Annotated in this window: 5 protein-coding genes; all 5 read left to right on the top strand. The window is 74.6% G+C overall.

Annotated features, from left to right (window positions below; genetic code table 11):
- The first annotated feature begins 7 nt into the window (after positions 1-7).
- The 5 genes from G401_RS0140295 to G401_RS0140315 are packed head-to-tail and all read left to right on the top strand — an operon-like array spanning position 8 to position 15819.
- The gene (locus G401_RS0140295) at positions 8-2455 is read left to right on the top strand and encodes a metallophosphoesterase family protein (protein ID WP_027346945.1); all 2448 of its coding nucleotides are present in this window, start codon (positions 8-10) and stop codon (positions 2453-2455) included.
- Complete coding sequence (locus G401_RS0140300; RefSeq protein ID WP_027346946.1) at positions 2452-6000, top strand: DUF6603 domain-containing protein; 3549 nt, start codon at positions 2452-2454, stop codon at positions 5998-6000. Before G401_RS0140295 ends, G401_RS0140300 begins: the two co-directional genes overlap by 4 nt.
- Complete coding sequence (locus G401_RS56535; RefSeq protein WP_034594562.1) at positions 5997-9728, top strand: hypothetical protein; 3732 nt, start codon at positions 5997-5999, stop codon at positions 9726-9728. The genes G401_RS0140300 and G401_RS56535 overlap by 4 nt, the downstream gene beginning before the upstream one ends.
- Positions 9725-14113 carry a hypothetical protein gene (locus G401_RS0140310; RefSeq protein ID WP_027346947.1) on the top strand — a complete coding sequence of 1463 codons (4389 nt, stop codon included), beginning with the start codon at positions 9725-9727 and terminating at the stop codon, positions 14111-14113. Before G401_RS56535 ends, G401_RS0140310 begins: the two co-directional genes overlap by 4 nt.
- Complete coding sequence (locus G401_RS0140315) at positions 14110-15819, top strand: hypothetical protein (protein WP_027346948.1); 1710 nt, start codon at positions 14110-14112, stop codon at positions 15817-15819. Before G401_RS0140310 ends, G401_RS0140315 begins: the two co-directional genes overlap by 4 nt.
- Positions 15820-15890 lie beyond the last annotated feature (71 nt).

Below are 15890 nucleotides of genomic sequence, written 5' to 3' on the forward strand. Positions count from 1 at the left end.
GTACACCATGTCGACGCCGGAGACGGCCGCGGCGGCCAGCGGCTGGCGGCTCGCGGATCGTCTGAAGACGATGCCGTCGGTGCTGGCCGGCCCGATCCTGCGGCACACCAGCGACACCACCGTGACCGTCTGGCTGGCCTTGCAGGAGGCCACCGCGGTGAGCCTGACCGTCTACGACAACCCGGACGGGACGGGAGCGCCGGTCGCCGCCACCGCGGTACCGGCGCCCACCGTGGCCCTGGGCAGGAGCCTGCACGTCGTGGCGGTCACCGCGAACGTCATGCCGCCGCTGCCGAGGCTAGGGGAAGGCGTCACCTACTACTACGACGTCCAGTTCACCGGGGGCAAGCTCACCGGGGGCAAGCGGCTCAAGGACGAGGGCGTCCTGGCGTTCGGCGGCACGGACGCCGGCCGGATCCAGACGATCACCTTCGGCGGCGACAGGCTGCCGAGCTTCGCGGTGCCGCCGGCGGACCTCGGCCGGCTGCGGATCCTGCACGGCTCGTGCCGCAAGCCGCACGCCGACGAGTACGACGGGCTCGGCGCCGTCCACCATCTCATCGAGGCGTCGCGCTGGTCGGCGACCGACGCCGACCCGTGGCCGCTGATCCGCCCGCATCTGCTGATGCTCACCGGCGACCAGATCTACGCCGACGACGTCGCCGACTGCGTGCTCGCGATGTGCACCGACTTCGGCGACGAGCTGCTGGGCTGGACCGGCGGGGAACCGTTGCCGGTCCTGGGCAAGACCCCGGCCGCGTACGCGCCGGGCAATCGGGCGGCCCTCGTCACCGACTACGGCGGCTTCACCGGCTCGATGGTCGACGCGCCGGAACTGGCGAAGAGCCAGCTGATGGGCTTCGGCGAGTACGTCGCGATGTACCTGCTGGTCTGGTCGCCGGTGCTGTGGCCGGCCCAGTTGCCCGCGACGTCCGCCGAGTACGACGCCGGCGAGCGCGAACGGGTCGAGAAGATGCGCTCGACCCTGCCCCAGGTACGCCGGGCGCTGGCCAACGTCATCACCTACATGTCCTGGGACGACCACGAGGTCACCGACGACTGGAACCTCAACCGCGAATGGTGCCGGCGGGTCTGGGGCGAGGCCGGCCAGACCGAGGGCCGCCCGGTCGGCCGGCGGATCGTCACCAACGGCATGCTCGCCCACGCCGTCTTCCAGGCCTGGGGCAGCCTGCCGGAACAGTTCACCGGCAACACCCCGGGCGCCCGGCTGCTGGCGCTGCTGCCCCAGTGGGACGGCGCCCCGGCCCATCAGCCGACGCTCGACCGGATCGCGGACCTGCTCGGCGTACCGACGGGGAAGCTGCCGTCGGGCGGCGTCGACCGGTTGCCGCGCGCCGGCGACTCGCTGCGCTACCACTACAAGCTCACCTGGCTGGGGCGTCCCTACGAGATCCTGGTCACCGACTCGCGTACGGACCGGGCCTTCGACCCCAAACCGATGGTCCCGCCCGCGGTCATGTCCGACGAGGCGATCGCCGAGCAGCTGCCGGCCGTCGCCGACCCGCCCTACCTCACCATCGCCGTCGTCCCCGGCCCGGTCCTGGGCGTGCCGTGGATCGAGGAGAAGCAGGAGGAGCCCACGCCGGAGATGATCTGGGGCCACGACGCGGAGGCCTGGGGGCTGCGGCAGAAGACCCTGCACCGGCTGCTGGGGCAGCTGGCGCACCGGCCGCGGGTGGTGCTGCTGTCCGGCGACGTCCACTATGGATTCACCATCCACGCCAGCGTGTGGAACCAGCAGCCCTACGGCACGACCGCGCCGCTGGCCACCCCGCTGCGCAGCGAGATCGCGCAGTTCACCGCGAGCGCCTTCAAGAACGAGACCAATTCCTACCTCGGCCTGACCACCGACAAGCTGCACCTCGTCGGCTGGAACGCCCTGCCCGGCTTCGCCTGGGTGCCGAAGAACCCGGCCGACGAGGCCGGCTGGGCCGAGCCGCTGGACTACTGGACCGAATGGCGCCCGAGCGGCTCGACGACGCTGCAGCTGCACTTCGACAAGGTCCCCGCCCGCCTCGACGTCAGCGTGCCCGGAGAGTTCCCGCACTACTACGTCCCCGAGCACTGGCGGCACCGCATCCGCTACGGCACCGGCGTGCGCAGCGACAAGCAGCCGCCGGCGACGCCGGTGACCCGGCCCGCGCCGGGCTCGGACAAGTCAGCCTTCGCCGCGTGGTACAGCGGCCTGTCCACCTCGTTCGCCTCGGCGAAGCGGACCGGGTCCGGCACCCAGCTGATCGGCAAGAACAACCTCGGCGAGATCCGGTTCGCCCCGGACAGCTCGCCGAGCCGGCCGGCCCTGGCCGCCAAGCACGTCCTCTGGTGGCAGATGACCGCGTCCGGGCAGCCGGACTACGCCACCGCCTTCGACGTGATCCTCAACCCCGCGGACGCCAGTGCCGTCCCGCCGAGCCATGTGGAGCGCCCGCAATGACGTCACCCGTCGTTCCCGCCACCGCGCCCGCGCCGCCCGCGGGCCCGGCCGACGCGCGTACCGTGTTGCTGCGCGAGGTCACCCTGCTGCTGGCCCCGCTGCGCGCGGCCGTCGACGACCCCGCCTGGCGTACCGACCTGTTCGCCGCGATCGGCTGGAACCTTGACGCGATCGCCGGTTTCCCCACCGCCAGGCTCGAAACCCTCCTCGCCGCGGTCCGTGACGCCGTGGACCGCCTCCAGCCGCTCGTCGACCAGCCGACCGCCGACCTGCAGGCCTACAAGCCGGCCCTCGCGGCCCTCAAGAAATGCTTCGACGCCGTACGCGCGCTCAAGACGGCCTTCGACGGCTGGACCGGGATCGCCCTGCCGGACGCCCCGGCGATCGGCACCGACCTGGTGAACTACCTCGTCGCGACCTACCTGCGGCGGCACCGGCCGACCCTCGGCGCCGTCCTGTGGGCACTGTCGCTGATGGACGGTCCGCCGCCGCCCGTCGCGCCGGTGATCGACCCGGCCACCGGCAAGGTCGCCCGCTTCTCCTCGACGACCCCGCGCGTACGCCTCGACCGGCTGCCCGCGCTCGTCGGCGACCCGGTCGGTCAGCTGCGGGCGCACTACTTCACCAAGGCCGGGCTGTCGGACCGGGCGGCCACCGACGCCGTCGCCGATCTGCTCCTGCCGGCGATCGGCGGCCTGCTCAACCGCCTCGGTACGCCGATCACCGCCCTCTACGGCGACGACGGGGCCGACCCCGCCGACGCGGGCCGGCATCTGCTGCACGTGTTCGTGCGTACCGGCGACGGCTCGTTCGAGGACGGCGAGGCCGGCTTCGAAGTCGTCCTCGGCCTCGCCGGGGACGAGGACGGCCGGCTCGGCCTGGTGATCGCGCCGAGAGGCGCGGTCGCGTTCCCCGACACGTTCGGCGACTGGGCCGCCACCCTCACCGCGACGCTGCAGACCGCCTCGGTCATCGCGATCGGCCCCGACGGGCTGACCACCGACCTGCCCGACGCGACCGCCCTCAACCTGCGTGCGGACCTCGGGCTCGTGCGTACCGGCGCGACGATCCGGATCGGCGGCAAGACCGGCACCCGGCTGGAGATCGACGGCCCGGTCCAGGTCACCGGCTTCGCCCAGCTGACCCGCGACTACCAGGACTTCGGCGTCGAGTTCAGCTGCGGCAAGGCCCGGCTGGTCGTGTCCGGCGCCGACGGGGACGGCTTCCTCGGCAAGGTCCTGCCGGAGAACGCCACCCTCGAATTCGAGCTCGGCATCGGCTGGTCCCGGCGGCGCGGCCTGTTCCTGACCGGCGGCGCCGCGCTCGCCGCCCACTTCGACGTCGGCGCGGTCCTCGGCGACGTGGCCCGGCTGGACTCCCTCGACGTCGAACTGCTCCCGGCCGGTCCGCAGGACCCGGTGAAGGCGCTGACCCTCAGGGCGACCGCGTCCGGCCAGGTACGCCTCGGCCCGGTAGGCGTGACGGTCCAGGGCGTCGGGATGAGCGCCCGGCTGTCGTTCCCCGACGGCGGCGGCAACCTGGGCCCGGCCGACCTCGACCTCGGCTTCCAGCCCCCGCACGGGGTGGCGCTGCGTATCGACGGCGGGGCCGTCACCGGAGCCGGGTTCCTCGCCTACGACGCCGACGCGGCCAAGTACGCCGGCGGCATCGACCTGGAATTCGCCAAGCTGCGGCTGTCGGCGCTGGGCCTGCTCGCCACCCGGATGCCGGACGGGCGGCCCGGGTTCTCCTTGCTGGTCGTCATCAACGCCCAGTTCCCCAAGCCGATCCCGCTCGGCTTCGGCTTCAACCTCGCGGCCGTCGGCGGCATCGTCGGCGTCAACCGGGCCGCCGACGTCGACCGGATCCGGGCCGGACTGCGGGCGGGGTCCCTCGCCGCGATCCTCGCCCCCGGCGACGTCCTCGGCAACGAGCGCCGCCTGCTCGACGACCTCGACGCGCTGTTCCCGGTGACCCCCGGCCGGCACCTGTTCGGGCCGACGGCGCGGCTGACGTGGGGCGTACCGACGGCGGTGACGATCGACCTGGCCCTCGCCCTCGAACTGCCGAAACCGTTGCGGTTCATCGCCGCCGGCCGCGTACGCACGCTGCTGCCGGACGAACGCAAGGCCGTCGCCGTGATCAACATGGACGCCCTCGGAGTCCTCGACACCGGCGAGGGAACCCTTTCTCTCGACGCCACCCTCTACGACTCGCAACTGGCCGGCTGGCGGCTGTCGGGCGACATGGCGCTGCGGGCCCGCTGGACCGGCAGGAGCGAGTTCGTGATGAGCGCCGGGGGCTTCCACCCCCGGTTCACGCCGCCGATCGGGTTCCCGCAGCTGCGCCGCATGACGATGGAGATCGGCGAGGACAGGTTCTGGCTGCGGCTGCAGGCGTACCTGGCGCTGACGTCGAACACGCTGCAGTTCGGCTCCCGCGTCGAGTTCCACGCCGAGTCCGGCGACTTCACCGCCGACGGGCACTTCACCTTCGACGCGCTGATCCGGTTCGCGCCGTTCGGGTTCGAGTTCGACCTGTCCCTCGGGGTCGCCATCCGCTGGAAGGGCCGGCTGCTGCTGGGCGTCACCGCCGACCTCTACGTGTCCGGCCCCGGCCGGTGGCAGGTCCGCGGCCACGCCGAGATCAAGCTGCTGGGGCTCAGCGCCACCGTCCGGTTCAAGGCCGCCTTCGGCACCGAGACCGCACTGCCGCCCGCACCACCGCAGGACGTCGCCGCCCTGGTCCGCGCCGCGCTCGCCGAAGCAGGCGCCTGGCACGTGGAGGAGCGCGCCGCCCTGCCGGCCCTCACCATGCGGTCCGGCATCACCCTGTCCGACCTGCTCGTGTCGCCGTCGGCGCGGGTCAGCGTACGGCAGAAGATCGCACCGGTCGGCGGCACGCACCTCGACCACTTCGGCCAGGCGCCCATCGACGGAGCCGCCGAGCTGCGCATCGACTCCGCGACCCTCGGCAGCGCCCTCGCGCAGCTCGCCGACGTCAAGGACGAGTTCGCGCCCGCCCAGTTCTTCGAGCTGTCCGACGAGCAGAAACTCGCCGCCGACGGGTTCGACCAGCTGCCGTCCGGCGTCACCTTCACCGCCACCGACGCCGTCGCGTACGACCATGCGGGGCCGGCGGCCGTCGTCATCGCGTACCAGACGAAGGTGATCGACGAGCTGGACGCGGGCCCGGGCAAGAGCGTCGCCGGCGGCCTGCCGAAGCCGACCCCCACCTGGGTGCTCGGCGGCGCGCACCTGGACCGGCTGGCCCACAGCGGCGCCGCCGGCCGGGCCGCGACCCGGTCGACGGGACTGGCCCGGTTCCAGGCCCCCGGCCTGCCGCTGGCCGTCCGCGACCCCGCGTTCGTGATCGTCGACAAGGCGACCCTGCGCCCGGCCGGACCCGCACCGGCGGTCAAGGAGCGCTGGAGCCGCAGCGAGGCCGCCGACCGGCTGCGCCGCTGGGCCGCCGGCCACCCCGACCACGACCTGATGATCGTCCCGGCCCACGAGGCCGCCACCGGAAGCGCGGTGCCCGCATGACCACCCCCACCGAACTCGCCGCGGCCACCCCGGCCGCCCAGCGCCACCTGCTGTCCTGGGTACGCGACGGACTCGCCGGCCGGCTCACCGAGGTCGACCCCGGCAGCGGACCGGTCCCCGCGCGGGCCACGCTCGCCACGGGCCTGACCGTCAACGGTGCCGCCGTCACCGGCCCGCGGCTCGCCCTGCACGGACCCGGCGACGTGACCGGTGTCGACCCGCGGCAGGTCGTGCGGACCGATCCGGCGCCGGGGGCGAAGAACTTCGAGGCGACGCATTACGCGCTCGTCGAGTTCGACGATCCCGGGCTGCCGTGGCGGCTCACCCCGGCCGCCGCCCACCCGGACAAGGGGCTGCGGCCCTGGCTGGTCCTGATCGTCGTCGACACCGCCACCCCCGGCGTACGCCTGTCCACCGACCCTCGCCGTCCGCTGCCGGTCCTCGACACGCCGCTCGCCGAACTGCCGGACCTGGCCCGGTCGGCCGCCTGGGCGCACGCCGAAGTCGTCGCCGCCGACGGCGAGGACATCGCGAAGCTGCTCGCCGACCGTCCCGAACGGACGGTCTCCCGGCTGATCGCCGAACGGAAACTGGCCGACGGGCGCGCCTACCTCGCCTGCGTCGTTCCGGCGTTCGAGCACGGGCGGCTGGCCGGACTCGGCGAACCCGTCCCCGCGACCGACACCACCCCGCCCGCGTGGACCGGCACCACCGGCACCGTCCGCCTGCCCGTCTACCACCACTGGACCTTCTCGACCGGCGTCGACGGCGACTTCCCGGCGCTCGCCGGGCGGCTGCGGCCGGCGGTCCTCGGCGACGGCGGCAAGCAGCTGTACTACCGCGACGCCGACCCGGAGGTGACCAAGGCGCTCGGCACCGACCCCGGCATCACCGCCGTCCTGCCCGCGCTCACCGCGCCCGGCTCGGCCATGACCGCCCCGGTGCACCCCGGGTTCGCGACCGCCCTGACCGGCATTCTCGCGCGTACCAGCACGGTGACGGCGCCGCTGTACCTCGGTGTCCACACCGGACACGGGTCCGGCTGGACCGGCGCCGAACCGCCGTGGCTGCGCCAGCTCAACACCGACCCCCGGCTGCGCGCCGCCGCCGGCCTCGGCGCCGAGGTCGTGCGCATCCACCAGGAACCCCTGATGGCCGCCGCCTGGGAGCAGGCCGCCGAACTCGCCGGCGTCAACCGCGAACTCCAGCAGGGACAGGTCGGGCGCGCGGTCAGCGACAGCCTGCACCGCCGCTACTTCACCACAGCCGCAAACGCTGCCGCGACCGCGGCCGGGCTCGCCGATACGCGTACCCTGGCCGCCGCGGCCGACCGGGACGACACCGTGATCGCGCGTACCGCACGGGCGTTCGGGCGGCTTCCCGGACCCGACGGCACGGTCGCGGCGCAACTCGCCACGCACGAGGCGACCGCCGCTATCGCCTCCGCCGACGTGCAGCGCGCCGCCCGGCCCACCGGCCCCGCCGCGCGGGCCGGCGGTGCCACCCCCTTCTCGCCGCTGGCCTCCGGGCTGAGCCCCACCGCCGCCGGCACCCTCGTGCCCGCCCCGCCGATCCAGGCCGGCTCCGACACGGGTGTCCTCGACCGCTACACCGGTGGTGCCGCCCGCTACCGCGACATCACCAGCGACGTCGCGGCCGCCGCCACGGACTGGTGGAGCCGGCCGTACGCCGCGGGACTGCCCCTGGTCACCCCCGGCCCGCTCGGCTACCTGACCGACCTGACGGTGTTCCAGGAGAATCCGGCGCGTACGCAGCTGACGGCGACCCTGCTGCGGACGGTCGACTTCGACGGCCGGCCCCGCGAGCAGAGCAGCCCGATCCCGCTGGCCACCGACCCCGCCGCCCCGACCGTCCGGCTCGTCGGCGGCCTCGTGCACCGCGTCGACCCCGGACAGCCGACGACCCTGCTGGCCGGCGTACGACCGGGCTTGTTCGTGGACAGCTGGGAGCCGTGCACCCGCAGCCTGCCGCGCGCCGCCGACGGCACCTATGGCACCACTCCGTACGCGCCGCTGCCGACCTTCCGCTGCGGCACCCTGCACGGCGCGGACGTGACCCTGCGCCGCCGGGCCGGGCAGCCGGACGCCGCGGCCGAGCTGGTCATGCTGTGGAGCGGCGCGGACCCGGACGGGGCCGGCGCGATCAGCACCTGCAGCTACCAGCTCGACACCCGCACGGTGCTGCACCCGCAGCGCAACATCCGCGTCTTCCTCGGCTACGCCCCGGCCGACTTCGCCGCCGACCTCGTGCCGATCACCGCCCGGGCCGGGCAGTCGATCACCGAGCCGACGGACCTGGCCGCGGCGTTTCTCAACCCCACGTTCGTCACCGAGTCCGGGCCGGGCGGCATCGTCGTGCACCCCGTCTGGCAGCTCGACTGGACCGTCGGCCGCGCCTTCGGTACGCCGCAGGAGAGCTGGACCGCCGTGCACACGATCACGCTGGGCCAGCGGGTCTGGGACGACACCACGAGCGGCCGGCTGAGCCTGTCGGTGTCCGATCTGGACGGGGACGGCGACCCGGAACTGGTCGTGCACCTCACCTTCGACGAGCGGCGGGAGACCGGCCCGGCCCGGCGGGTGACCCGCCAGCGCATCGGCTTCGGCCTGCACCCCGACGGCTCGATCGAACACTGGGAGGCCCCGGTCGACCTGCCGATCGAGGCGCTGACCCCGGACGCCGCGACGATCGCGTTCCTCGGCGACCTCGACAACCAGCGGCTCGGCCGCGTCGCCGGGATCGGCCACAACTTCCAGTCCATCGCGGTCGCCCACCAGGCCTTGCTGATCCGCGACGCGACCCGTGGGCAGGACCCGCCGATGCGGGCGGCGTACGAGATCGGCAGCGTGGCCACCTGGGTCAGCGACTCCCTCGATCCGGCCACCACGATCCCGGCCGCCGTCGCCGACCGGATCAGCCCGCTGCCCGCGTCCAGGACGCTCGCCGCCGCGCCCCCGGCCGACCCGCTGCGCCCCCGGCTGTACGAGCCGTCGTTCCCGCAGGCGATGGCCGAGCCGCTGCGCGAGCTCTTCCCCGATCTCGTCTTCCCCGGCGCCGACGCGCTGCCCGACGACAGCGTCGCGCTGATGGCCGGCAACGGCCCGCTCATCGCCGCGTACCTGGCCGGGCTGAACCACGAATTCGGGCGGGAGATGCTGTGGCGCGGCTTCCCGTCCAGCGGCCGCGCGACCTGGTTCCGCCGGTTCTTCGACGCCCGCAGCGCCGACCCGGCCGGTCCCGCCGGCGACATCGCCGACATCGCCACCTGGGGCCGGACCGGCAACCTCGCCGACAAGGTGACCGGCCCGGCCGCGAACGGCAGCGTCATCCTGCTCGTCCGCGGCGAACTGCTGCGCCGCTACCCCGACCTGGTCGTGCAGGCCGCGCCCGCGGTGAGCACCGCCACCGGCCGCCGGCCCGACGACACCGCCGTCCAGCTGCCCGTCTTCACCGGCCGGGCCGGGGCCGACGTGCTGCTGTTCAGCTTCGACATCCCGGCCACCGGCGTACGCGGTGACGGCACCCAGCCCGGCTGGTTCTTCATCTTCGCCGAACCGCCGACCGAGCCCCGCTTCGCCGGAACGCCCGACTGGACCGGGGCCGGCGCGTACGCGGCCGCGGCGCTGCTGAGCATGCCGTTCCGGGTCGCCGTGCACGCCTCCGACCTGATCGCCCCCGCGTCACTCACCTCCGGAGCCGAGAAATGACCGCCCCCGCAGCCCCGCCCGCCACCGAGACCGCGGCGGCGACCCCGTCCGTGGCCCCCGCTCAGCCGCTGCCGCTGCCCGCCGACGTCCCGATCGCCCTGCTGCCGGTACGCCTGGAGACCCGCTACCACGACGGCAACCTGCTGATCCGAATCTATCCCGACGTGCTGCACGTGGACGCACACGAGACGGTCCTGACGGCGGCCGAGGCCGGCCACGGTGTCCGCTACTGGGCACAGGTCGCCGCGGCCGGCACCGACCCCGACCAGCTGCTCGGGGCGTGGCGGGCCCTGACCGCCGAGCACGGCATCGAACGCGCCGCCTGGATCGCCCGGCGTACGCGTGACGGCGCACCGGCGGAGACACCGGCGACGAGCACCTGGACCCGGGCCCCGATGGCGAGGCTGCTGCCGACCCGGTGGCGGGTCGCCGGCTACCGCGAATGGGGTCCGGGCAATCCGCCGACGCTGCACTTCGACGTGGCCGGCAAGGAGATCACCGGCGATCTCGCGGTCGGACCCGACCCCGCCGCGACCGGCCTGCCACCGGAGTCCGATGAGGACACCCTGATCACCCCCGGCATGCGGTGGATGGTCGACTACCAGGCGGCCCTGGACGCGGGCATGGCGGTCACCGTCACGAAGGCCGACGACGCCAACCTCGGACTACCGCTCACCTGGCTGATCGCGTACGGAGTGGACGAGAAGGGCGACCCGGTCACCGGCGCCGCCCGCCTGGCCGGGCTCCTCGAAGCCCACCACTACACCGACGGTCTCGGGTACGCCGACCCCGGCACCCCCACCAACAACACCGAACTGGGCCGGTCCGGGCTCGACCCGCTCGGCGACAAGATCAGCGAGCGCTACCGGATCGCCGACGGTACGCGTACCGGCGCGGCCGCGACCCCCGCGGCGTCGATCGCGGCCCAGCTGGCCGCCGCGCTGGGCTTCGACCCGGCCGCCGCGACCGTGCTGCAGCGCGATCCCGCCGGCCGCCGACCGGACGCGCAGGCCGACGTCAACGCCGTCCTGTGGCCGTCCACCTGGGGCTACTTCCTGCTGCACGTGCTCGACGGCATCGACCTGCCGAGTATCCGCCAGGTCCGCCGCCATTTCATCGACCACGTCCGGGCCGGCGGTGCCCTGCCCACCCTGCGGGTCGGCGACCAGCCGTACGGCGTACTGCCGGTGATGTCCTTGAAGCACTGGGCCGACCGCGAAGGCGGCACCGGCGTGCACACGGCCATGGTCCGGCTGCTGCGCCAGCTGCAGCCCGCCTTCGGCGAGGCCAGCTGGAAGGCGACCGTCGGCAAGCGGTGGGCCGGCCAGCCCGGCGTCGACGCCACCGAGCGCTACCACCGGCTGCTGGCCACCCAGGCGCAGGCCGTCGACTACGTCGGCCGCAGCGCCCTGGGCCCGGAGTACGTCGGCGACCTGTGGCGGTTCCTGCGCCTCGACTTCGACTCCGCGTGGCGGCAGGCACCCCGCCGGCAGGCCAACGCCGTCCTGTCCGCGGTCGGCCTGCCGGTCGACCAGCGGCACACCGGCACCGTCTTCGCCGGCGAGGCGTACCCGGTGCTGCACACCCTGACCGGCGCCGACGCGGCGGCTTATCTGACCGAACTGGCCGCGCTGGCCCCGGCGGCGCTCGCGGCCGCGACCGAGCGCGGGCAGACGCCGCTGTTCTACCGCCTCGCGCGGCACTCGGCCCTGCAGGAATGGTGGACGGCGGTCATCGCGACCCGCGGCGACCGGGCGCTGCGCGAGAAGGAACTGATCGATGCGGACCCGCTCGCCCCGCCGACCGCGACGCTGTGGCGCGGCCTGGACGCGGCCGCGCCCGGCCAGCCCGGGCTGACCGTCGAGCAGTACCTCACCCGCGCCGCCGCGGGCGACCCGAACGTCACCGACCTGCGCGAGTTCGGCGATCGCAGCCGCAGCCTCGCGGCGGCGATCCGCCGGGAGGACGTCACCCCCGACCTGCTCGACGGGCTCGTCCGCGGCGGGCTCGACCTGGCCGCCCACCGCATCGACGCGTGGATCGGCTCGTTCGCCACCCGGCGGCTGGCCCACGTGCGCGGGCGGCAGCCGCAGCTGCTGGCCGTCGGCGGCTTCGGCTGGCTGGCCAACGTCGGCCCGGCCCCGCTGAGCTCGGTGGACACGTTGCCGCCCAAGGAATCCGCGCCCCTGTACACCGACGCGGCCAACGCCGGGCACGTCCTCGCCCCGTCGCTGCAGCACGCCACCACCGCCGCCATCCTGCACGCCGGCTACGTGGCCCGCGGCGGCCGCGCGGGAAAGCCCGGCGCCGTCGCGGTCAACCTCAACGCCGATCGCGTACGCCTCGTCCAGCACCTCACCGAAGGCATCAGCGCCGGACAGCCGCTCGCCGCCCTCGTCGGCTACCGGTTCGAACGCGCGCTGTCCGAAGGGGGAGTGGACGGCGTACCGGCGATGATCCTGCCCTTCCGCATCCTCGCCCCGTACACCGCGCAGGTGCTCACCCCGGACGGCGGCGCGACCGACGTCACCCGGCCGGCGAGCCTCGCGGGATCCGTCGCGGACGGCGTGGAACTCGTGCGCCGCCTGCACGCGGGAACCATCCCGTGGGGCAGCGCCCCCGACCCGGCGCAGCCGACGGTCACGCTTCCCGCACCGGGCAGCCACGCCTACGACGCGTGCCTCGCGGCGCTGCGATCCGCCGCCGACGCGCTGGACGCACTGGCCGACGCCACGCTGGCCGAAGGCGTACACCACCTCGCGGCCGGGAACCCGACCCGCGCGGGGGCCGTCCTCGACGCGCTCGCCAAGGGGGAGGCTCCGCCACCGGAGCTCGACGTCGTGCGTACCCCGCGCAGCGGCGCCGTGCACACCCACCGGCTGATGTTCCTCGGCACCGTCGACGCCGGCGCCGACTACCGGATCTGGCCCGCCGACGGCCGCCAGATCCGCGCCGACATCGAACCCACCGTCAACGGCTGGGCGGGCCGGCTGCTCGGCGACCCGTCCCGCGTACGCTGCAAGGGCGTCTGGACCGGCGCCGACGGCACGGTGCTCGCGACCGGTGAGACGACTCTCGACCAGCTCGCCGTCTCGCCGCTGGACATGATCGCGCTGGCCGGCGACGACCGCTCCGGCGGCCGGTACGAGCTGCGCCAGCGCTTCATCGACCGGCTACGGCTGCTGCGCCCGCCGACGGTACCCGACGAGATCATGCCCGTGCCCGACTTCGGCCGCCAGCCCGGCTGGTCCGCGCAGACCCTCAGCGTCGAGGAGTTCCTCCAGCTCGTGGCGGCCGTCCGAGCGACCCTGGCCGGAGCCCGCCCGGTACGCGCCGAAGACCTCGCCGGCCCCGGCGGTACGCGTACCGTCCAATGGGGAATCGCCGACCTCGCGGGCCGGGTGACCGTCGTGCTCAACAGCTTCACGCAGACCCGCGCGCTGCTGTCGGCGGCCGTGGACGCCGGAGACATCGGCGGGATGGGCGGGCACCTGGTCACCTTCGCCGCCCGGGGACTGCCGGGCGCGTACCCGCAGACCGGGCATCCGTGGAACGACGCCTGGCGGGACGAGTTGCGGGTGAGGGCGCGCGGCGTACTGTCCGAAGTGGATCGGAGGATGGCCGAGGAGGCGCGGTTGCGCGGCGCCTTCGACGACGCGGCCGCGACCGACGACCAGCGGGTCGCCCACCACATCGCCCGGCTGCGCAGCCTGCTCGGCGAGGACTTCCCGGTCGCGCCCACCTTCCAGGTGACCGACCGGGCCGCGCTCGCCGACCTGTTCGCCCACTCGAACACGCTGACCGGCGGCGACCCCCTCGCCACCGGCACCTGGCTCGACCGGCTCGCCCGCGTCCGCAAGGCACCCGCCCGACTGCAGTCCGCGTTCCGGTACGCCGAAGCGACCGGTGCCGCGATCTCGACCGACCTGACCATCGCCCAGCTGCCCCACCGCGACGGCGACGCCTGGGCGGCACTGCCCGGGGCGCCGAAGACGGGGCGGACGGCGTTGGCGGTGCACACGGTCCGGCCGATCAACCCGGCCGCCTCCCTCGCCGGACTCGTCTTCGACGAGTGGACCGAGACGGTGCCGGGCGACTCCGAGGTCGCCGGGCTCACCTTCCATTACGACGCGCCGAACTCCCGCGCCCCGCAGGCCGTCCTGCTCGCCGTCCCGCCGGGCGCCGACGGCACCTGGACCACCGAACAGCTGCGCGACACCGTGGCCGAGGCCCTCGACGTGGCCCGGTCGCGGGCGGTGACGCTGCCGACCCTTGACGAGTACGGCCACTTCCTGCCCGCGATCTACCTCGGGCTCAACGACGCGGGCGCGACCGTCTCGACCGACCTGACCGGCGGGGCCGGTCTCGAAGGAGCGATCCGATGACCACCTCCGACGAGCGGACTCCCTCGGCGACCACCTGGACCCGGCTGGAGCCGCAGCACGCCTCGCCCGACGAGCGCATCGGCGCGGCGGCGGCGATCGCCGATCCCGCCTGGCTGCTGGCCCGGCAGTGGCAGTTCGGCGAATTCCACGGCAGCGACGGCGGCTCGCCGGCGTCGGCCCGGATGCGGATGCACGCCGGCACGTTCTCCGGCTACCGCGGCCGTGGGATCGGCGGCGACCTCGACCGCTTCGACCCGTACGCCCAGCACACGATGCCGCTGGAGGTACTCGTCGAGCGGGAGCCGGCCGACCCGGTCGACCTCACCCTGCGCGCGGACGGCGGCCGGCGGTTCGCCCGGCTGCTCGACCGCCACGGGGCCGGCGCCTACCGGCAGGCGTTCGTCGACCGGTACCCGCTGCCCGCGACCGCACCCGGCGCGCCCGCGCACGCCGACAGCGCAGCCCTGCTGGCCGTTCTCGCCGGCCGGCTGGCCGACGGTCAGGCCCTGGCCGCCGCGTGCACCTCGGCTTCGGGGCAGCCCGTCGTACCGGCCGTGCCCGCCGTCGCGGCGGCCGACCGCGCCGCGGTGCTGGCCGCCGTCACCGAGTTCCTGGCGTGGTGGTCGTCCTTCGTGGACCATCCCGGCGCCGGCGGGCAGGCCTGGGTGCCGACGCGGATGGAGCACGCGTTCGGTGTCGGCGCGCTGCTCGGCCCCGACAACACGCAGGTCAACCTGGTCGCCACCGAGTATCCCGGCGGCACCCTGGACTGGTACGACCTCGACGTGGCCACCGACGGCACCTGGGTTCCGGCCGACGCCCCCGGCCGCGAGATCGTCCGGACCGGCCTGCCGACCCCGGTACGCTATCCCGGCATGCCGGCCGCCCGTTTCTGGGAGTTCGAGGACGCCCGCGTCTACCTCGGCGGTGTCGAGGCGGGCCGCGACGACCTCGGCCGGATGCTCCTGGCGGAGTTCGCGATCCTCTACTCCGACGACTGGTTCGTCATCCCGGTCGAACTGCCGGTCGGCACCGTCGCCCGGGTCGTGTCCCTCGTCGTCGCGGACACGTTCGGCGTGCGTACGCTGATCCAGCCGGCCGCCCACGGTGACTGGGACATGTACCGGCTGACCGGTGCCGGGGCGGACCAGGCCCTCTTCGTCCTGCCGCCGACCCTCGCGGGCAGCCTCGACGGCGACCCGGTCGAGGAGGTCGTGCTCCTGCGCGACGAAGCCGCCAACGTGGCCTGGGCGGTGGAGACGCGCGTACAGAGCGCGGCCGGACGCCCCGCCGACCGGCACGAGCAGTACCTCGCCCAGCTGCGCGCCGCCGGCGACCCGGTCGCGCCGGCGGTACCCGGCGGCGTCGACTTCGACTACCGGCTGCGTACCGGGCAGCCGCCCGAACACTGGATCCCGCTCATCCCCGAGGCGCACTCCGACGGGCTGCGGCTGCGCCGGGACGCGCTGGCCAAGCCCGGCACGGACATCCCGATCCCACCACTCGGCGAGCTGCTCACCGCCGCGGAGTGGATCGCGGCCGAGGAGGTGCCCCGCGAAGGCGCCCGGATCACGCGCAGCTGGCAGCTGGCCCGGTGGGGCGACGGGTCGACGCATCTCTGGCTGTCACGCCGCAAGGTGACCGGGCGCGGCGAGGCGTCGAGCGGGCTGCGATTCGACGTCCTCCAGCGAGCCGACGCCGGATAACGGACGGCGGCGCGGGTCCGGGCGGGCGGCGCGAGGTCAGGGCGGTGGCACCTCCCGCGGACGGAGCTGAC

The sequence above is a fragment of the Hamadaea tsunoensis DSM 44101 genome, from assembly GCF_000428945.1.
Classification (GTDB): Bacteria; Actinomycetota; Actinomycetes; order Mycobacteriales; family Micromonosporaceae; genus Hamadaea; species Hamadaea tsunoensis.